Source organism: Streptomyces sp. 8N616, from assembly GCF_052246385.1.
GTDB lineage: Bacteria > Actinomycetota > Actinomycetes > Streptomycetales > Streptomycetaceae > Streptomyces.
This window is the reverse complement of sequence record NZ_JBQQBY010000010.1, coordinates 52,945-72,377: the sequence shown is the minus strand read 5'-3', so window position 1 is coordinate 72,377 and position 19,433 is coordinate 52,945. Positions and strand designations below refer to the sequence as shown.

The 19,433-nt window shown below is 70.3% G+C and carries 9 protein-coding genes; 5 read left to right on the top strand and 4 right to left on the bottom strand.

Translation table 11 applies throughout. The features are described 5' to 3' along the window. Positions 1–20: 20 nt before the first annotated feature. Positions 21–302, bottom strand: a complete 282-nt coding sequence (locus ACTWQC_RS11435) for an HPr family phosphocarrier protein (protein WP_443315502.1) — start codon at positions 300–302, stop codon at positions 21–23. Positions 303–419: 117 nt separating this feature from the next. On the opposite strand from ACTWQC_RS11435, the gene ACTWQC_RS11430 reads away from it, so the two are divergent. The 4 genes from ACTWQC_RS11430 to ACTWQC_RS11415 all read left to right on the top strand — a co-directional run bounded on the left by ACTWQC_RS11430 (position 420) and on the right by ACTWQC_RS11415 (position 6,454). Beyond that, complete coding sequence (locus ACTWQC_RS11430; RefSeq protein WP_443315501.1) at positions 420–3,293, top strand: bifunctional acetate--CoA ligase family protein/GNAT family N-acetyltransferase; 2,874 nt, start codon at positions 420–422, stop codon at positions 3,291–3,293. 463 nt (positions 3,294–3,756) lie between these two features. Continuing rightward, positions 3,757–4,350: a DUF5998 family protein gene (locus tag ACTWQC_RS11425; protein ID WP_443315500.1), complete on the top strand. Its 594-nt coding sequence runs from the start codon at positions 3,757–3,759 to the stop codon at positions 4,348–4,350. 1 nt (position 4,351) lies between these two features. Continuing rightward, positions 4,352–5,563, top strand: coding sequence for an alkaline phosphatase family protein (locus ACTWQC_RS11420; protein WP_443315499.1), 1,212 nt, complete (start codon positions 4,352–4,354; stop codon positions 5,561–5,563). Between the two features lie 240 nt (positions 5,564–5,803). Beyond that, complete coding sequence (locus ACTWQC_RS11415) at positions 5,804–6,454, top strand: thymidine kinase (RefSeq protein WP_443315498.1); 651 nt, start codon at positions 5,804–5,806, stop codon at positions 6,452–6,454. Between the two features lie 1,016 nt (positions 6,455–7,470). Here ACTWQC_RS11415 and ACTWQC_RS11410 read toward each other — a convergent pair. The 3 genes from ACTWQC_RS11410 to ACTWQC_RS11400 form a co-directional block, all read right to left on the bottom strand. After that, the gene (locus tag ACTWQC_RS11410; protein ID WP_443315497.1) at positions 7,471–7,845 is read right to left on the bottom strand and encodes a hypothetical protein; all 375 of its coding nucleotides are present in this window, start codon (positions 7,843–7,845) and stop codon (positions 7,471–7,473) included. A gap of 150 nt (positions 7,846–7,995) precedes the next feature. After that, positions 7,996–9,234 (bottom strand): 3-deoxy-7-phosphoheptulonate synthase, encoded by a 1,239-nt coding sequence (locus tag ACTWQC_RS11405; RefSeq protein ID WP_443315496.1) that lies wholly within the window; start codon positions 9,232–9,234, stop codon positions 7,996–7,998. 61 nt (positions 9,235–9,295) lie between these two features. After that, positions 9,296–10,345, bottom strand: coding sequence for an FkbO/Hyg5 family chorismatase (locus tag ACTWQC_RS11400; RefSeq protein WP_443315495.1), 1,050 nt, complete (start codon positions 10,343–10,345; stop codon positions 9,296–9,298). Between the two features lie 262 nt (positions 10,346–10,607). On the opposite strand from ACTWQC_RS11400, the gene ACTWQC_RS11395 reads away from it, so the two are divergent. After that, complete coding sequence (locus ACTWQC_RS11395; protein ID WP_443315494.1) at positions 10,608–19,412, top strand: SDR family NAD(P)-dependent oxidoreductase; 8,805 nt, start codon at positions 10,608–10,610, stop codon at positions 19,410–19,412. Positions 19,413–19,433: the final 21 nt, after the last annotated feature.

Sequence of the window (19,433 nt, the reverse complement as noted above, 5' to 3'; positions counted from 1 at the left end):
CCGAGTCGGGTCCGGACGGTTCAGACAGTCTCCGGAAGCTCTTCGAGACCCTCGGCGACCAGCTTGGCCAGACGGTCCAGAGCGATGTCGGCGCCATCGGCGTCCGACGCGAGAACGATCTCCTCGCCACCCTGGGCGCCCAGGCCGAGCACGGCGAGCATGGAGGCGGCGTTGACCGGGTTGCCGTCGGGCTTGGCGATCGTCACGGGGACGCCTGCGGCGGTCGCCGCGCGGACGAAGATCGAAGCAGGCCGGGCGTGCAGGCCCTCGTTCCAGCCGACGGTGACGCGGCGCTCAACCATGGTGCTGCCCTTCGGGTCGTGTCAGGTTTCCCGACGTTGTCTAGACCAGTAGTTCCGTCCAGTCTCTCACGGCTCACGGAGTGCTCCGCTCCGCCCTGCGCCCGTACGCTTGTCCCCATGCAGACGACGCCGGAACACGCCTACCCGGCCCACTGGGAGGCCGACGTCGTGCTGCGTGACGGCGGCACGGCGCAGATCCGGCCGATCACTCCGGACGATGCGCAGCGCCTGGTGCGCTTCTACGAGCAGGTCTCGGACGAGTCGAAGTATTACCGCTTCTTCGCACCGTACCCTCGGCTCTCCGACCGCGATGTGCACCGGTTCACCCACCACGACTACGTCGACCGGGTCGGCCTCGCGGCCACCGTCGGCGGGGACTTCATCGCGACCGTGCGCTACGACCGGATCGACGCCGACGGACGGCCCGCCACCTCCGGCCCGTCGCCCACCGCCACCCTCAACGGACGCTTCGCGACCTCTCCCGATATCGCCGACGAGGCCGAGGTCGCCTTCCTGGTCCAAGACGCCCACCAGGGCCGCGGCGTGGCCTCCGCCCTCCTCGAGCACATCGCAGCCGTCGCCCGCGAGCGCGGCATCCGCCGCTTCGCCGCCGAGGTGCTGCCCGCCAACAACAAGATGATCAAGGTGTTCACGGACGCCGGGTACACCCAGCAGCGCAGCTTCGAGGACGGCGTGGTGCGCCTGGAGTTCGACCTCGAGCCGACCGACCGGTCCCTCGCCGTCCAGCGGGGCCGGGAGCAGCGCGCCGAGGCCCGCTCCGTGCAGCGGCTCCTCGCCCCGCGCTCCGTCGCCGTCATCGGCACCAGCCGCAGGCCCGGCGGCGTCGGCCGCACCGTGCTGCGCAACCTGCTCGCCGGTGGCTTCACCGGGCGGGTGCACGCCGTCAACCACGCCTTCCCCGAAGGCGGGGCGGTGCTCGGCGCACCCGACCTCCCGGGCCCGGGCGTCCAGGCCCACCGCTTCGTCCACGACATCGGCGAGCAGGTGGATCTGGCCGTCGTGGCCGTACCGGCCGAGCATGTGCCCGCGGTCGTCGCCGACTGCGGAGAGCACGGCGTGCAAGGCCTGGTCGTGGTCTCCTCCGGCTACGCGGAGAGCGGGCCCGCGGGGCGCGAGCGGCAGCGCGAACTCGTCCGGCAGGCCCGCTCGTACGGCATGCGGATCATCGGGCCCAACGCCTTCGGTCTCCTCAACACGGCCGAGGCCGTACGGCTGAACGCCTCCCTCTCGCCCGAGCTGCCCCGGGCCGGCCGGCTCGGCCTGTTCACGCAGTCCGGCGCCATCGGCATCGCGCTGCTCTCCGGGCTGTACCGGCGCGGCGCCGGGCAGATCGGTCTCTCCACGTTCGTCTCCGCGGGCAACCGGGCGGACGTGTCCGGCAACGACTTCCTGCAGTACTGGCACGACGACCCGGACACCGACGTCGTCCTGATGTACCTCGAATCCATCGGCAACCCGCGGAAGTTCACCCGGCTCGCCCGGCGCACCGCCGCTGTCAAGCCCGTCGTGGTCGTCAAGGGCGCCCGGCACACGGGCAGCGCGCCGACCGGCCACACCGTGCCCACCACCCGTATCCCCGACGCCACCGTCTCCGCCCTGCTCCGGCAGGCCGGCGTCATCCGCGTCGGCACCGTCACCGAGCTCGCCGACGCCGGGCTGCTGCTCGCCGGGCAGCCGCTGCCCGCGGGGCCGCGCGTCGCGATCCTCGGCAACTCCGAGTCCCTCGGGCTGCTGACGTACGACGCGTGCCTGACCGAGCGCCTCCGCCCGCTCCGGCCGCGCGACCTCACGACCGCCGCCACCCCCGACGACTACCGCACGGCGGTGGCCGCCGCCCTGGCCGACGACATCTGCGACGCGGTCGTCGTCAACGCGATCCCCTGGGTCGGCGAGGACGCCGCTTGGGCCGGCGAGGACGCCGCCACGGAGGCCGACCGCCTGGCGGAGGGACGGGCCCTCGCCGCGGCCCTGCGGCAGGCGGTCGCGGACGGCGGGGCGGCCAAGCCGGTGGCCGTGGTCCACCTCGAGATCGAGGGCCTCGCCGAGGCTCTCGGCGCCCCCGGGATCCCCACCTACCCCGCCGCCGAGCGCGCGGTGCGGGCCCTCGCCGAGGCCGTGCGGTACGCGCAGTGGCGTCGGCAGGCAGCCGAGCCGGGGCGGGTGCCGGAGTACGAGGACATTGAGGAGGCGGCGGCAGGGGCGGACATCGACGCGCTGCTCGGGGTCGCGGGGGACGGCGACACGCGGGCCCCGAGCGAGCCCGGCAGCGGCCCGGTGCCCCGCAGCAGCCCGCTGGCCCCGGACGACGCGGCGCGCCTGCTCGCCCGCTACGGCATCGCCGTACGGCCCACGCTCCCCGCCCCCGACCCGGACGCCGCGGCCGCGGCCGCCGCCCGGCTCGGCTACCCGGTCGCCCTCAAGACCACCGCGCCCCACCTGCGGCACCGCGCCGACCTGGGCGGTGTCCGGCTCGACCTGACCACCGAGGCCGAGCTGCGCCGCGCCCACCAGGAGTTCACCGACCACCTCGGCAAGGCAGACGAGCTGCGGCCGGTCGTTCAGGCCATGGCGCCGCGCGGCGTGGACACCGTCGTACGGGCCGCCATCGACCCGGCCGCCGGAGCCGTGCTCTCCTTCGGGCTCGCGGGCGCCCCCTCGGAGCTGCTCGGCGACACCGCCCACCGGCTGGTCCCCGTCACCGACCGTGACGCCGCCGAGCTGATCCGGTCCATCGGGACCGCGCCCCTGCTCTTCGGCTGGCGCGGCTCCCAGCCCGTCGACACGGCCGCACTGGAGGAGCTGCTGCTGCGCGTCTCGCGGCTCGTCGACGACCATCCGGAGGTCGTCCGGGTCGAGCTGGAGCCGGTGGTGGTCGCGCCGCAGGGACTGACGGTCCTCGGCGCATCGGTCAGCCTGGCCCCCCGCCCGGCCCCCGCGGACCTGGGCCCCCGCCGCCTCCCGGCGTACTGAGCGAAGCGCCCTTGCGGCGCGCTCTTCCCACCGCTGGCCCGTCGCGGACGCCCGCCAGGGGGAGCGCGGCAGGTGTGGCCGGGGCCGGTTCGGCAGCGCCGACCTCTCGCCGCTGCCGCGGAAAGAACTTGCCGCCGGGGCGGCGAGAGGCGGGGACGGTGCCGTCGGGCGGTGCCGAACTCTCCCAGCCGCTGCCGGGTGCTGTGCCCCGCGCCCGGGGCCCCACGCGGGCCCGGGCCACGGCGGGGGGAGGCTTGGGGGCCGGTTCGGCAGCGCCGACCTCTCGCCGCTGCCGCGGAAAGAACTTGCCGCCGGGGCGGCGAGAGGCGGGGACGGTGCGGTCCGGCGGTGCCGAACTCTCCCAGCCGCTGCCGGGTGCTGTGCCCCGCGCCCGGGGCCCCACGCGGGCACAGGCCACGGCGGGGGAGGCTAGGGGGGCCCGCGGCCCCTTAGGATGGGCCGCATGGCGAAGACCGGTACGACGACCCAAGGGCTGCGCGCGGCGATCGAGCGCAGCGGCTACTACCCGGCCCTCGTGGCCGAGGCGGTGGAGGCCGCCGTGGGCGGTGAGCCGGTGGCGTCCTACCTGGTCCACCAGGAGACGACCTTCGACGCCAACGAGGTCCGCCGCCACGTCACCGTCCTCGTCCTCACCGGCACCCGCTTCATCGTCAGCCATACCGACGAGCAGGCCGCCGACGGCACGTCCCCCTCGCCGTACGCCACCACCTCCACCGAGTCCGTCAAGCTCGACCGGATCTCCTCGGTGGTGGTCAGCCGGGTCGTCGCCAACCCCGAGTCGTACACCCCCGGCAACCTGCCCCGCGAGGTCGTCCTCACCATCGGCTGGGGCGCGGTCAGCCGCATCGACCTCGAGCCCGCCGCCTGCGGTGACCCCAACTGCGAGGCCGACCACGGCTACACCGGCTCCTCCACCGCCGACGATCTCAGCCTCCGGGTCAGCGAGGCAGGCGACGGCCCCGACTCGGTCCGGCAGACGCTGGCCTTCGCACAGGCGCTGTCCGAGGCCACCGCGGCCTCCGTGTCCGGCCGTTGAGATGGTCCAGGCCGCCACCGAAGGCTCCGGCCGGCACGAGCCCGCCGCCCTCGACCCGCGCAGCGCACCCGCGCCCGAGTACGGCACGGGCTCGCTCGCCGATCTGCTGCCGACCGTGGTCGCCGGACAGGGCGTGCCGGGTCTGTCCGCGGGGCTCGGTCTCGAGCCGGCCGACCGCGTCTGCGTCTTCCTGGTCGACGGGCTCGGCTGGGAGCTGCTGAAGGCCCATCCCGGCGAAGCGCCGTTCCTCACCGGCCTGCTGGCGAGCTCGCGCGGCGGCACCGGCGTGCCGATAACCGCCGGCTTCCCGTCCACCACCGCGACGTCCCTCGCCTCCGTGGGCACCGGCCGCCCGCCCGGCGCGCACGGTCTGCCCGGCTACACCGTCCTGGACCCGGACACCGGCGCCCTGATGAACCAGCTGCGCTGGAAGCCCTGGACGGACCCGCACGTCTGGCAGCCGTATCCCACCGTCTTCCAACTCGCCGAAGCCGCCGGGATCCACACCTGCCAGGTCACCTCGCCCGACTTCCAGCACACCCCGCTGACGAAGATCGCGCTGAGCGGCGGCAGCTTCCTCGGCAGGCTCTCCGGCGAGGAGCGGATGGACTTCGCGGCCGAGCAGCTGGCCGCAGCGGACCGCTCGCTCGTCTACACCTACTACAGCGAAGTGGACGGCAAGGGGCACCGTTTCGGCGTGGACTCCGACGCCTGGCGCGGCCAGCTCGCGTACGTCGACCGGCTCGCGCAGCGCCTCGCCGAGCAGCTGCCGCCCCGCTCGGTCCTCTATGTCACCGCCGACCACGGCATGATCGACATTCCCTTCGACCCGGAATCCCGGATCGACTTCGACGAGGACTGGGAACTGCGCGCCGGAGTCGCGGTGCTGGGCGGCGAGGGGCGCGCGAGGCACGTCTACGCGGTGCCGGGCGCCGCCGGCGACGTGGCCGCGGTCTGGAGCGAGGTGCTGGGCGACCGGATGTGGGTGGCGACCCGTGACGAGGCGATCGAGGCGGGCTGGTTCGGCCCGCCCGGGGCCGGGGTGGACGAGCGCGTCTACGGGCGGATCGGCGATGTCGTGGCCGCGGCCTGCGACGACGTCGCGATCGTCGCCCTGGAGAGCGAGCCGCACGAGTCGTCCATGGTCGGCCTGCACGGCTCGATGACGGCCGTCGAACAGCTCGTCCCGCTCCTCGAAGTACGCAGCACCTGACCGTATGAGTCGCGCCCCCGAGCCCGCCTGAAGCCTGAAGCCCGAAGAAAGGCCCGACAACTCCATGCCCGAGCTGGTGTTCTTCAGCGGCACGATGGACTGCGGCAAGAGCACCGATTTGCTGGGGCATTCGCCATGTGTTGCTGGTGTTGTGGGCGGGTTTGTGTCGTCTGTTGCTGTTGTTGTCCGGCTTGGCGGTGTGTGTCGTCTTCGTTCGATCCGGAAGGTCCCGCGGTCCTGATGTCCGAATTGGTGTTTTTCTCGGGAACGATGGACTGCGGGAAGAGTACTTTGGCGCTTCAAATCGAACATAATCGAACGACGCGAGGGCTGCAGGGGTTGATCTTCACACGTGATGACCGTGCCGGGGAGGGCAAGCTCTCGTCGCGTCTGGGGCTGGTGACCGACGCGGTGGAGGCGGGGCCGGGTCTGGAGTTGTACGGGTACGTGGTGGAGCAGTTGTCGCGGGGCGGCAAGGTCGACTACGTGATCGTCGACGAGGCCCAGTTCCTGCTCTCGGAGCAGATCGACCAGCTGGCCCGGATCGTGGACGACCTGAACCTGGACGTCTTCGCCTTCGGTATCACCACTGACTTCCGCACCAAGCTCTTTCCCGGCTCCCAGCGCCTGATCGAGCTCGCCGACCGTGTCGAGACTCTGCAGGTCGAGGCGATGTGCTGGTGTGGTGCGCGGGCGACTCACAACGCCCGTACCGTGGGCGGGGAGATGGTCATCGAGGGCGAGCAGGTCGTGGTGGGGGATGTTGCCCGGTCGGCGGCTGAGGTGGGGTACGAGGTGCTGTGTCGACGCCATCACCGCCGACGGATGACGAGTGCTGCGTCGAGGGCGGGGACGCTGTCGCCGGACGTGCTGCCGGTCTCCTCTGCGTGACCTCCGGTCGGAGGGGGGAAGCGAGAGGGCTTGCTCGCTGATCGTGCCCGTCGCAGCGGAGCGAGCGTTCGGGGCATGGTGCGGCGGTGAGTTCTGGAGCGGATGGAACGGGGGAGGCTCTGGGTGGTGGACTCAGGAGGTGTATGGGCCCTGGCGGATGGTCTTGGCCGCAGGCTCGAGCCCCCCGGGGACCCGGAAGAGGGGTAAGTCCCGGTCAGCCACGGCGCAGCGCTCGTGATGTGGTCAGCGGTGCTTCTGAATGGGGAGCGCCGGGCGCACGCGCCTTTGGAAGGCAGAGAGTGTCAGCGCACGTGGTGGAGTTCCGCTTCAACGTTTAGTGCCGGTCGGCCGCTTCTCGGACCGAAGAATTCGCAGGTCAGGGGCGTTGGGCTGGTTGGCTCGTGGGTGGTGTTCACTGTGTTCCGCTGAATTTCTGCAGGATGAACTGACGTTGAGTCAGAAAGACTTCGCAGGTCAGGTCGTGCGACGTGGGCGTCTTTGTTTTATGTCCGGAATGCGGACGCTGGATTGGTGCTGGATGCGTTTGATCTTGGGTCCGTTTTGGCTGCCGAGGCCGGCGTTGTGCCGCACTGCAGAACGTCGACGTCAGGGCCAGCGCTGCCCCGGCGGCCGCGCGCCACATCCCGCGTTGGGAGGGGTGACGCACAGCTGACGGTGATCGGGCCAGCACGGCCGCCCAGAGGAAGGCTGCCGCGATGGTCGCCAGACGCTCGTCCCCCGGGGGAAGAGTTCAGCACGCATGCGTGCCGTCCATCCCGAAGGCGCCCTGGGTTTTCCGACAGCGTTCCTCGGGCCACTGCAGCTCCGGTCGGCGGCGCTGATGCGGATGAGGCTGGCGAGCGTCCGCCAGGAGCGCCAGGAGGTGCGGCCCCCCGTCCGGTGCCGGGCGGGCTGGTTCCGTGGTGCACTCCTCCGCCACCAGATGGATACCGGTGCCGCCGAAGCCTCCTAGGGCGCTCACCCCCCGCCCGGCGCGGCTGCCCGGCCCCCGGCCATCAGGTCGGCGTCGTCGGGACGGTCAGCCGCGCGGCGTCGGGCCCGGAACGGTCGGCCAGGTCGAACTCCGGCTGCGGCGGTATCACTCCCCGGTGCACGGCCAGGACGGTCTTGATGAGTCCGGCTATCCCCGCGGCGTTGAGCGAGTGCCCGACCACCGCCTTCACCGCGCCGAGGAAGCCGGGTGCACCCCGCTCACCCCGCTCACCGCGCAGTTCGCGCAGGACGCCGACCTCGACCGGGTCGCCGACCGTGGTCCCGGTGCCGTGCGCCTCCAGGTAATCCACCGAGTCCGGGGTCAGGCCCGCATCGCGGTAGGCCCGGCGCAACGCCCGGAGCTGACCGGCCGCCTGGGGATGCATCCCGCCCTGCACGGTCCCCTCATTAGCCGTTCCCACACCCCGGATCACCGCATGGACCCGGTTCGCCGGCCGCCAGCGCATCGTCCGCCGGAACACGCCGAGTCCAGCGCGTAGCTCTCGCCATGCAGATCGAAGACCGAGCTGAGTTGTTCCGGGTGGGGCTCAGCGGTAGTGGTCCGCCACGATCGCGGCCAGCTCCAGTGCCTGGCGGCGGTTCAGGCGCGGGTCGCAGGCGCTGTCGTACCGGTGGCACAGCTCGTCCAGCGTCACCCCGTCCGTGCCGCCAACGCACTCGGTGACCGGCTCACCGGTGAATTCCAGGTGGATGCCGCCGGGATGGGTACCCAGATCGCGGTGCACCTCGAAGAAGCCCGTTGTCTCGTCGAGGATGTCCGCGAACCGGCGCGTCTTGTGGCCGCTCGGCGCCGAGAAGGTATTGCCGTGCATCGGGTCGCACACCCACACCACCTGCGCGCCCGACGCCGTGATCTTCTCCACCAGGTCGGGCAGCACCTCCCGTACCGCGCCCGCACCCATGCGCGAGATGAAGGTGAGCCTGCCGGGCTTCCGGTCAGGGTCGAGCCGGTCGATGAGGTCCAGAGCGTCGTCGGCGGTGGCCTCGGGGCCGAGCTTGACACCGATCGGGTTGCGTATGCGCGAGGCGAACTCGATATGCGCACCGCCCGGTTGCCGGGTCCGTTCGCCGATCCACAGCATGTGGCCGGAGCTGCCGTACATTCCGCCGGACTCGGGGTCAGTGCGGGTCAGCGCGCTCTCGTAGTCGAGGATGAGGGCCTCGTGGCTGGTGAAGAACTCGTCGTCGCAGCGCTCCGTGCCACAGGCCCCGTACGCGGTGTACCCGCGCAGCAGGTTCAGCGTCACCGCCGACGCGTGGTACGCCCGTTTCAGCCGCTGCGGGTCGGGCGTACGGGCCTGGGCGGTGAAGGCTGTGCCGTTCACGGCGTCGCCGCGGTAGACGGGCAGGGGCACCCCGTCGCGGACCTCCAGCGGGCGGGAGCGCGGCTTGGAGTACTGCCCCGCGATCCGGCCGACGGTGACGACCGGGGCCGACGCGGCATCGGCCAGTGAGGCGGCCATCTGCCCCAGCGCCGCGTATTTGTTGCGGACCTGCTCCTCGGAGGTGCCGTCGAAGGTCTCCGCGCAGTCGCCGCCCTGCAGCAGGATGGCCTCGCCGCGCGCGACGGCGGCCAGCCGGACCCGCAGCCGGTCGGACTCTTCGGGGAAGACGAGCGGGGGGAGTTCGCGCAGCTCCTCGGTGACCCGGTGCAGTGCTGCCGGGTCCGGCCAGTCGGGCTGCTGGGCGGCCGGGAGCCGCCGCCAGGCGGTGGCAGTGTCGTCGGAAAGGGAATCGTAGGCACGGCTCAGTTCAGGTTTCGTCACGACTCTCACGACCTGGAATCGATGGGCGGATCGTACGTATGACGCGGTGTAAGTCAGCTGGTCAGGCTGCGATTCCTTCGATCTCGACGAGCAGCTCCGAGCGGCAGATGTCGACGTTCAGATATGCGATGTCAGTTGTCGGCGAGAAGGCTTGCTCACAGATATTCCGCACGACGGGCATGTCTTCCCGGCGCCGGATGTAGACCTTGACATTGCGCAGATCCGTGAGTTCGTAACCCTTCTGTATGCCGTACCGCAACAGATTGCCGGTGCCGATGACACTGCTGATGTTGTCCAGTGCCAAGCTGCACTGCTTTTCAACGTCGCCCTGATGAATCGTCCGGTGCCCGAGAATGCTGGCTGTACCCGCGACGAAGAGCTGCCCGTTCGTGTCCGGTGGGCCTTCAGGCGCGATGTAGGTAGCGCGGGCAAAGGCGGGTGACTTGGGTCCGTACAGCTTCGGATAATGGTAGGCCGCCATTTGCCTCGGGTTCTCGATGTTGACCCTGTGGCCTGACCGCGAGGCGAGGAGATAAAACGCGATCCCGCCGCCGAGCGAACCAATCCCGGTCGCCGCGGGCATCTGGTCGGTCGGCATGCCGTGGCGCTCGAACGCCTCCGTCCGCCCTCGGCAGAAGTCCCGGTATATTTCCAGGTGCTCGGCGTTGTCGCCGTTGATGTCGGCCACGAAGTTCCACATACGGAAGATGTTCCGGTACCCGAGCGACGCGATCAGATCGAATATGGTGGAATACGCTGCCCTTGTCGCCTCGGTGTACGCGGTGGCGGGTGGGATGCGCCCCGCGCAGAACAGGTACTCGCCGTCATGTGCGTAGCTGATTCCGTCGCGCACTCCGCACTCGGTCGGCCGTCCGGTGTACCACGCCTCCGAGAACCCTTTGTCCGCAGAATCGGCCATGTGGATGCTCAGTTCAACATGTCCGTTTCGCGACTGCGGGTCGGTACCCGTGTCGGAATAGTTGACGAGCCCGAGCACTCGTGAACCGGGCCTGGCATCGGGAACATCTCCCACATTTTTGATGGCTGTGAACTTTGAGGTCAGCGTATTCGCGACCGCATTGGCTCGTGCAGGATGCAGCAACTTGGGCATCTCTCCGCCTGAACTAGTGATTCATGAGGTCCTTGGTGCGCGCCCAGGGAACGTAGCACCGGCGAATCAGGAGTTGCTGCGTGCTGATTGCGAGAACCGCGAAGTGCTCAAAAATAGGGAGGTTATAGGGGACCGCTAGGGGTGTCACCCGGATACGTTCCAGGGTCAAGCTGAGTGCGCGTCAAACACATGGGGTGCAGTTGGCGCAACCATTTCCGTCAGCAGGAATCGCATGGCTGATGCGACTGAGAGGTGTGTCCACATGCTGCGTACCGAGCTGATCCGGCCGCTGCCCGAACTTCTGCGGGCACACGCCGATCGCTTCGGAGAGAAGGTCGCCTTTGCCGACGAACGGCGCAGCGTGAACTACGCCGAGCTGGAAAGGCGAACCTGGCGGCTGGCCGGACACTTCGCCGAGCTGCGGCTGCAGCCCGGCGACCGCGCGGCGATCTACCTCGACAACTGCGTGGAGGTGGTGGAGAGCTACCTGGCGATCGCCAGGGCCGGCGCGATCGGTGTCCCCCTCAACCCGCAGAGCAGCGATGCCGAGTTGGCCTATCTGCTCGACGACAGCGGCGCCAGAGTAGTGATCACCGATGCCGCTCACCTCGGTCAGCTGCGCAGGCTGCTGCCGGAGCGCTTACCGTTTCGACTGGTCGTCACCGGGGAGAATGCCCTGCCTGCCGACGCGCCACCGGGCTCGGTGTCGTTCGCCGCCATGGCCTCGCGTGATCCGGCCACGCCCGCCCGTGACGACCTCGGGCTCGACGATCTCGCCTGGATGCTCTACACCTCGGGGACCACCGGAAAGCCCAAGGGCGTGCTGTCCACCCAGCGCAGTTGCCTTTGGTCGGTCGCCGCGTGCTACGCGCCGATCCTGGGCTTGTCGGAGCAGGACCGGATGCTCTGGCCTGCGCCGTTGTTCCACAGTCTCGCGCATGTCCTGTGCGTGCTCGGGGTGACCGCGACCGGTGCCACCGCGCGCATCACGAACGGCTTTTCGGCCGAGGAGACGCTGGAGGCCCTGCGCGAGGAGCACTTCACGTTTCTGGTCGGCGTACCGACCATGTACCACCTTCTGCTGCGGGCGGCACACGAGACCGAGTTCACCGCTCCTGAACTGCGGATTTGCCTGTCCGCCGGCGCGGTGTGCCCCGCCCCGCTCCGCACGTCGTTCGAGGGGACCTTTGGCGTGCCCCTGCTCGACGGCTACGGCAGCACCGAGACCTGCGGGCTGATCACCGCGAGCTGGCCGACGGGCACCCGGGTCGAGGGCTCCTGCGGCCTGCCCGTACCCGGCCTGAGCGTGCGCCTGGTGAATCCGGACAGCGGGACCGACGTCGCCACCGGCGACGAGGGCGAGGTGTGGGTACGCGGCCCGAGCATCATGGCCGGCTATCACAACCAGCCGGAGGCCACCGCTGCCGCGCTGCCCGATGGGTGGTACCGCACAGGCGATCTGGCCCGCCAGGACGAGTGCGGCTACCTCACGATCACCGGCCGCATCAAGGAACTGATCATCCGGAGCGGCGAGAACATCCACCCCGGCGAGGTCGAGCAGGTCCTGCTGCGAGAACGGGGCGTCGCGGACGTGGCGGTGGTCGGGAAACCGCACGACGTGCTAGGCGAGGTCCCGGTGGCGTTCGTGGTGCCCGGTGAGGGCGGGCTGGATCCCGAAGCGCTGTTCGCGGCCTGCCGTGAGCAACTGTCCTCGTTCAAAGTGCCCGAGGAGCTCTACGAGATCGCGGATATCCCGCGCACCGCCTCCGGCAAGACAACCCGTCACGTCCTACTGGAACGGCCTGCACGGTTGCGCGCGACCAGCAGCACTCATTACGAGTCACTGTTCCGCGTCGACTGGACTCCGCTGCCCTCGGCCATGGCGGCACCGGCCTCGCGTCATTGGGCCGTCGTGGGTGATGACCCCTTCGAGCTGACACCCGGACTCCTCGGCGCCGGCGTCGAGGTGCTGAACTATGCGGATCTCGCCGAACTGCGTGCTGCCGTCGCTTCGGGTGCACCCGCGCCGCCGGCGGTTCTGGTGTCGTACGGGCCCGGCGTCACCGAAGATCCCGCGGTGGCCACGCATCGAGTGGTCGAAGACGCTTCCGCAGAGCTGACCGCGTGGTTGGCAGAGGACCGACTGACGGCCTCCAGACTCGTCCTGGTGACCCGAGGCGCGGTTGCGACAGGGCCGACCGAGGACGTCAGCGATCTGGTCCACGCGCCGCTGTGGGGACTGGTGCGCGCGGCGCAGGTCGAGCACCCGGACCGGTTCGTCATCGTCGATGCCGACGACGAAGCCACGGGCCATGTCCTGCCCTTCGGATTCGACGCGGGTGAGCCGCAACTGGCGATCCGCTCCGGGGCGGTACTAGCGCCCCGGCTGGCACGGGTTCCCGTATCCGCCGACCACGGCTCGAAGGCGCTGCTCGATCCGCGACGCACCGTGGTGATCACCGGTGCGGCGGGCCAGGTCGGCGCGCGGATCGCGCGTCACCTGGTAGCCGCGCATGGCGTACGTCATCTGCTGCTGATCAGTCCGCGCGGAGGGGCCGACGAGGCAGCGGCGGAACTCAAGTCCGAACTGACCTGGCTGGGAGTTGCGGTCGTGCTTGCAGCGTGCGACCTCGAGGACCGAGACGCGCTCGCAGCGGTTCTGGACGGGGCGCGACGTCCGATCACAGCGGTGGTGCACACCGACACCGGCCTGGACTGCACCGCGCTCTCGGTGCTGGCAGGCGATGCGGGTCAGGCGCTCACGTCCACGGTGGGCAGCTCGCTCAACTTGCACCAACTCACTGAGGACATGGGCCTTTCGGCGTTCGTCTTGTGCTCTTCTGCGGTGGGCGCGCTGGGTGCCGTCGACCGGCGTGAGGACGTCGCGGCCGGCGCATTCCTCGACGCGCTTGCACAGCACCGCCGCGTTCGGGGGCTGCCCGCTGTGTCGGTGGCATGGGGTCCGTGGGATCCGCGAACTCCCCCCGGCACGCTGCTGCCCGGCCTCGGTGTGCTCTCGGGACAGGAGGGCCTCGCGCTCTTCGACGCGGTGAACAGGGTGGATCAGGCGTTCCTCGTCGCCGTGCGGCTGGACACGGCGGGGCTTCAGGTACCGGCCGCGACGGGGTCGGTCGCGCCATTGCTGAGGAACCTGGTCGACGTGCCGAGTCGCTTGAGTGCACCGGACGAAGAGGACAGGGCGGCCCTCCGCAGGCGCCTGGCCGGGTTGCCGAAGGCCGAGCGGGACAGCTTGCTTCTGGATCTGGTGCGGGACGAAGTCGCGGAGGTATGCGGACTGACGGCAGAGTCCATCGATGTCGATCGCCCGTTCAAGGGAATCGGGCTCACCTCGATGAGCGCCGTACAGCTGCGCAATCGGCTCACCGCGGCGACGGGGCTCCGCTTGCCGACCGGCGTGGCCTACGACCATCCCACCCCCGCCGCACTCGCCTGCCACCTGCGGGCAGAACTCGTGGGCGACCGCCCGACGAGAGAGCCGGTTGCCTCCGCCCGGCTGTCGGATGAGCCGGTGGCGATTGTGGGGATGAGTTGCCGGTATCCGGGCGGGGTGCGGTCGCCGGAGGATTTGTGGCGGCTGGTGTCCGAGGGCATTGACGCCGTTACGGAGTTCCCGGGGGATCGGGGCTGGGACGTGGAGCGGCTTTACGATCCGGACCCGGACCACCCGGGCACGACCTACGCCCGCCACGGCGGTTTCCTTCACGACGCGGGTGAGTTCGATGCCTCCTTCTTCGGGATTTCTCCCCGGGAGGCCCTCGCCATGGATCCGCAGCAGCGTCTGCTGCTGGAAACCTCCTGGGAGGTGTTCGAGCGAGCGGGTATCGACCCGGGCACCCTGCGGGAGAGCCGAACAGGCGTATTCACGGGAGTGATGCACCACGACTACGCCGCTCGTCCCGGCGAGATTCGCGAAGACCTCGAGGCGTACCTGGGTGTGGGGACTGCGGGCAGTGTCGCCTCCGGCCGGATCTCCTACAGCTTCGGCCTGGAGGGCCCGGCGGTGACGGTCGATACGGCGTGTTCGTCGTCGTTGGTGGCGTTGCACCTCGCTGCGCAGTCGCTGCGGCAGGGGGAGTGCTCATTGGCGCTGGCCGGTGGCGTGACGGTGATGTCCACTCCGGCGGTGTTCGTGGAGTTCAGCCGCCAGCGGGGCTTGTCCCGGGATGGCCGGTGCAAGGCGTTTGCCGCGGCAGCGGACGGTACGGGGTGGTCCGAGGGCGTTGGAGTGCTGCTGCTGGAACGGCTCTCGGACGCTCGCCGCAACGGACACCCGGTCCTGGCCGTGATCCGCGGTTCGGCGGTGAATCAGGACGGTGCGTCCAACGGACTGACCGCACCGAACGGCCCTTCCCAGCAACGGGTCATTCGCCAGGCGCTGGCAAACGCACGACTCGACCCGGCCGATGTGGACGCCGTAGAAGCACACGGCACCGGAACCGCACTCGGCGACCCGATTGAGGCACAGGCAGTGCTGGCCACCTACGGACGAGGACGTCCGCTTCTGCAGGACGGCACCCCCAGCACCCTGTGGCTGGGTTCGTTGAAGTCGAATATCGGTCATACGCAGGCGGCTGCCGGTGTCGGTGGTGTGATCAAGATGGTGATGGCGTCCCGGTACGGGGTGTTGCCGAGGACGCTCCACATCGACGAGCCGTCGCCGCATGTCGATTGGTCCTCGGGTGCGGTGGAGTTGCTGGCCGAGGCCCGGTCGTGGCCGGAGACCGGCAGGCCCCGCAGGGCCGGGGTTTCTTCCTTCGGTGTGAGTGGCACTAATGCTCACGTCATCATCGAGCAGGCACAGGCTCCGGACGAGGTCGAGTCGGCCGATACTCCAGGACCGGCTGACCGGACAGGAACGACCGAGCAGAGCCCATCGCGTACGGTCCCTTGGCTGGTATCGGCGAAGACGGCGGAGGCCCTGCGCGCCCAGGCAGACCGGCTGCTGTCCGCCACAACGCCGGACACCAATGTCATCGACGTGGCCTACTCGCTGGCCACCACCAGAACGTCACTGGAACACCGGGCAGTCGTCCTGGCTGCCGAACGAGAAGGGTTCCTCTGGGGCCTGCAGGCCCTCGGCACCGGCACACCGGCCACCCACCTCATCGAAGGCATCGCCGACGTCAGGGGCAAGGTTGTGTTCGTCTTCCCCGGCCAAGGTTCTCAGTGGGTGGGGATGGCGCTGGAACTGCTGGACACGTCCGAGGTGTTCGCCGGGCGGATGCTGGCCTGTGCCGAGGCCTTGGCTCCGCATATCGATTGGTCACTGATCGATGTTCTTCGAGGGGTCGATGGAGCGCCGTCACTGGAGCGGGTGGATGTCGTCCAACCGGTGCTGTTCGCCGTCATGGTGTCGTTGGCCGAGCTGTGGCGATCCACCGGCGTGCGGCCGGACGCCGTGCTCGGGCACTCGCAGGGCGAGATCGCAGCTGCATGCGTGGCAGGCGCACTGTCCCTGGAAGACGCTGCCAAGGTAGTCGCGCTGCGGAGCAGGGCATTGGGCGCCCTCGCGGGTCGCGGCGGGATGGTCGCGGTTCCGTTGTCGCGGGCCGAGTTGGAACCACGTATGAAGCCGTGGACAGGCCGGCTGACGGTGGCCGCGGTGAACAGCTCGTCATCGGTGGTGGTCGCAGGCGATGCCGAGGCGCTCGACGAGCTGTTGGCCGACTGCGCGGCCGGTGGTGTCCGGGCACGGCGGATCCCCGTGGATTACGCGTCGCACTCTCCGTACGTGGAGGAGATCCGAGCGGAGCTGGTCAGCGCACTGGACGGCATCAGTCCACGCCGGGCAGACGTGCCGTTCTTCTCCACTGTGGATGAGGACTGGGTGGACACAGCCGAGCTTGATGCCGAGTACTGGTACCGCAACCTGCGCCAGACCGTCCGGTTCGAGTCCTCGACCCGCGTGCTGATCGAGCGGGGCCACCGTGTCTTCGTCGAAGTCAGCCCTCACCCCGTGCTCGCCATGAGCGTGCAGGACACCGTCGACGATGCGACAGTGCCTGCCGTTGTGGCCGGAACGCTGAGGCGGGACGAGGGCGGGTGGACGAGGTTTCTGACCTCTCTCGCCGAGTTGCACGTCCGCGGTGTCCCCGTGGATTGGGCCACGGTGTTCGCGGGCACGGAAGCCCGCCGGGTGGAACTGCCGACCTATCCGTTCCAGCGGCAGCGGTACTGGCTCAACTCATCGGCGGGCGGCGGCGATGCCGCGGCGATCGGCCTCGGCAGCACCGGGCACCCTCTGCTCGGTGCCACGGTGGCCCTGCCCGAGTCCGACGCTGTCCTGCTCACAGGCAGGGTCTCCCTCGAGACGCATCCGTGGCTGAGAGACCACGCCGTCATGGGCACCGTCCTGCTGCCGGGCACCGCGCTGGTGGAGCTCGTGATCGAAGCGGGCCGCCAGGCGGAGTGCGCCCTGGTGGAGGAGCTGGCCCTGGAGGTGCCGCTGGTCCTGCCCGAAGCGGGCGGCGTTCAGTTGCGGGTCTCGGTCGCGGAGCCGAACAGTGAGGGGCGCCGCTCGGTGGTGATCCACTCCCGGCGGGAGTGCGCCGAAGCCGAGCAGGCATGGACACGGCACGCGGTCGGCACCCTGGCCGCGACGGAAACCGGCGGGACGCGGAGCCCGCAGCCCTGGCCGCCGCGCGGGGCCGAACCTGTGGATGTCTCCGCGCTGTACGAGGAACTGGCCACGGCCGGGCTGGAGTACGGCCCGGCGTTCCAGGGCGTGCGAGCCGCTTGGCGCGTGGGCGAGGAGATCTTCGCGGAGGTCGCCCTGCCGGAAGGTGTGGAGGCGGACGGCTTTGGTGTGCACCCGGCGCTGCTGGACTCGGCCCTGCACACGATCGGACTCGGCCGGTTTGTGAGCGTGGCCGGGCCGGGTGATGGCGGGGTGCCTCTGCCGTTCGCGTGGTCCGGGGTCTCCCTGCACGCACGCGGCGCCACTGCGCTGCGGGTACGGCTCTCGGCGGCCGGAACGGACGCGGTGAACGTCCGGGTGGCCGACGACGAGGGCGCGCCGATCGCGTCGGTCGAGTCACTGGCCGTACGCAGGATCTCGGCCGAGCAGCTCGCGGCTGCGGCCGGTGAGGGCCAGGACTCGTTGTTCCGCGTGGTGTGGGTGCCCGAGGCGGCCGCGGCCGTCGGCTCGACCACCGGCCCGGCCGCCGAGTGGGCGGTTATCGGCGACGACTTTGCGAACCTCGGAGCTGCGCTGAGCGGTTCGGGTGCGCGGGTTGCGACGTATGAGGACCTCGCGGATATCGGCGCAACGATCCCGGACGCGGTCGTGGTCCGCTGTGCTGCCGAAAACGCGGAGAGCGGTGCCGAGGATACGGCGTTCAGGGCTCGCGGTGTGGTGCACCGCACGCTCGAACGCGTACAGGCATGGCTGGCCGATAAGCGGTTCGCCGCGTCCAGGCTGGTCATCGTGACCACTGGGGCGGTCGCCACCGGCCGGGACGTGACCGCAGCGGACCCGGTGCAAGCCGCGGTGTGGGGTTTGATGCGCTCCGCCCAGTCGGAACATCCCGGCCGGTTCACTCTGGTGGACGTCGACGGCCACGACGCTTCACTCCGCGCGTTCGCGGCTGCTGTCGCCGGTGGCGAGGAGCAACTCGCGATCCGCAGGGGCGACATGTTCACCCCGCGCCTCGAACGGGTCGCTGTCCCAGCCGGGGCAGGTGCCGGACCCGAGTCGGCCTGGGATCCGGAGGGCACAGTGCTCGTCACGGGCGGCACCGGCACCCTCGGTGCCACTGTCGCGCGCCACCTGGTCGCCCAGCGCGGGGTGCGGCAGCTGCTGCTGACCAGCCGCCGGGGCCCGGAGGCCCCGGGCGCGGCCGATCTGCGGGCGGAGCTGACCGAACTCGGCGCGGCCGTCACGGTCGTGGCATGCGACGCCGCCGACCGGAAGGCGCTGGCGGCACTGCTGGCAGACGTCCCTGCCGAGCACCCGCTGACCGCCGTGGTGCACGCCGCCGGTGTGCTCGACGACGGCATGCTCGACACACTGACCGCAGCACAGGTCGACCGGGTACTGCGCCCGAAAATCGATGCTGCCTGGAACCTGCACGACATGACGAAGGATCTCGCTCTCACCTCGTTCGTGCTGTTCTCGTCCGTGGCCGGCGTGTTGGGCAGCCCGGGCCAGTCCAACTACGCAGCGGCCAACGCCTTCCTGGACGCGCTGGTCCTGCGGCGGCGTTCGGCCGGGCTGCCCGGTACGTCGCTGGCGTGGGGTCTGTGGGCGGAGGCCAGCGGCATGACCGGCCACCTCGGCGGCGACGACGTGCGACGGCTCGCCCGCGGTGGCGTCGCTGCGCTGACGTCCGACCAGGGCCTGGCGCTGTTCGACACCGCGCGGGCCCTGGACGAGGCCGCACTGGTGCCGATCCGGCTGGACCGGCAGGAGCTGAAGAAGCTGGCGCGCGAGGGCACGCTGCCGCCGCTGCTGCGCGGCCTGGTTCGCACGCCGCCACGGCGTACCTCGGAGTGCGGGCCGGGCTCCGCGAGCGCGCTCCGGGAGCGCCTGCTGGCCGCGGGGGAAGCGGACCGGTCCGCGCTGCTCTTGGACCTCGTACGCGGCCAGGCCGCGGTGGTTCTGGGCCACTCCACGGCAGAAGCGGTCGAGCCCGGACGGGCGTTCCGCGAGATCGGCTTCGACTCGCTGACAGCGGTTCAGCTGCGCAACCGGCTGAGCAACGCCACCGGCCTGCGCCTGCCTCCGACGCTCGTGTTCGACCATCCCACGCCCACCGCGATCGCCAGTTTCCTGGGCCTTGAGCTCGGATCCGGCTCCTCGGGCGAGGAGCAGGCCGTCCAGTTCCTGATCGCCGAGATCGACAAGCTGGAAACTGCCCTGTCAGGCCTGGTGGAGGGCGGTGAGGGGCGGAAACGGATCGCGGTCAGGCTACGAAACTTCCTGGCCGGGCCGACCACCGCCCCTGCTTCTGATGACGGCGAGGCGGCCGCCTCCGTCAAGGAAAAGATCGATTCTGCCACCGATGACGAGATCTTCGATCTCCTCGACGGGTTCGGGCTCAACTGAGGAGGACACGACCGAACATGG

Coding starts and splice junctions, on each gene's coding strand:
- ACTWQC_RS11435 (WP_443315502.1), bottom strand. CDS start 302: ATGGTTGAGCGCCGCGTCACCGTCGGCTGGAACGAGGGCCTGCACGCC.
- ACTWQC_RS11395 (WP_443315494.1), top strand. CDS start 10,608: ATGCTGCGTACCGAGCTGATCCGGCCGCTGCCCGAACTTCTGCGGGCA.
- ACTWQC_RS11420 (WP_443315499.1), top strand. CDS start 4,352: ATGGTCCAGGCCGCCACCGAAGGCTCCGGCCGGCACGAGCCCGCCGCC.
- ACTWQC_RS11430 (WP_443315501.1), top strand. CDS start 420: ATGCAGACGACGCCGGAACACGCCTACCCGGCCCACTGGGAGGCCGAC.
- ACTWQC_RS11400 (WP_443315495.1), bottom strand. CDS start 10,345: ATGCCCAAGTTGCTGCATCCTGCACGAGCCAATGCGGTCGCGAATACG.
- ACTWQC_RS11425 (WP_443315500.1), top strand. CDS start 3,757: ATGGCGAAGACCGGTACGACGACCCAAGGGCTGCGCGCGGCGATCGAG.
- ACTWQC_RS11415 (WP_443315498.1), top strand. CDS start 5,804: ATGTCCGAATTGGTGTTTTTCTCGGGAACGATGGACTGCGGGAAGAGT.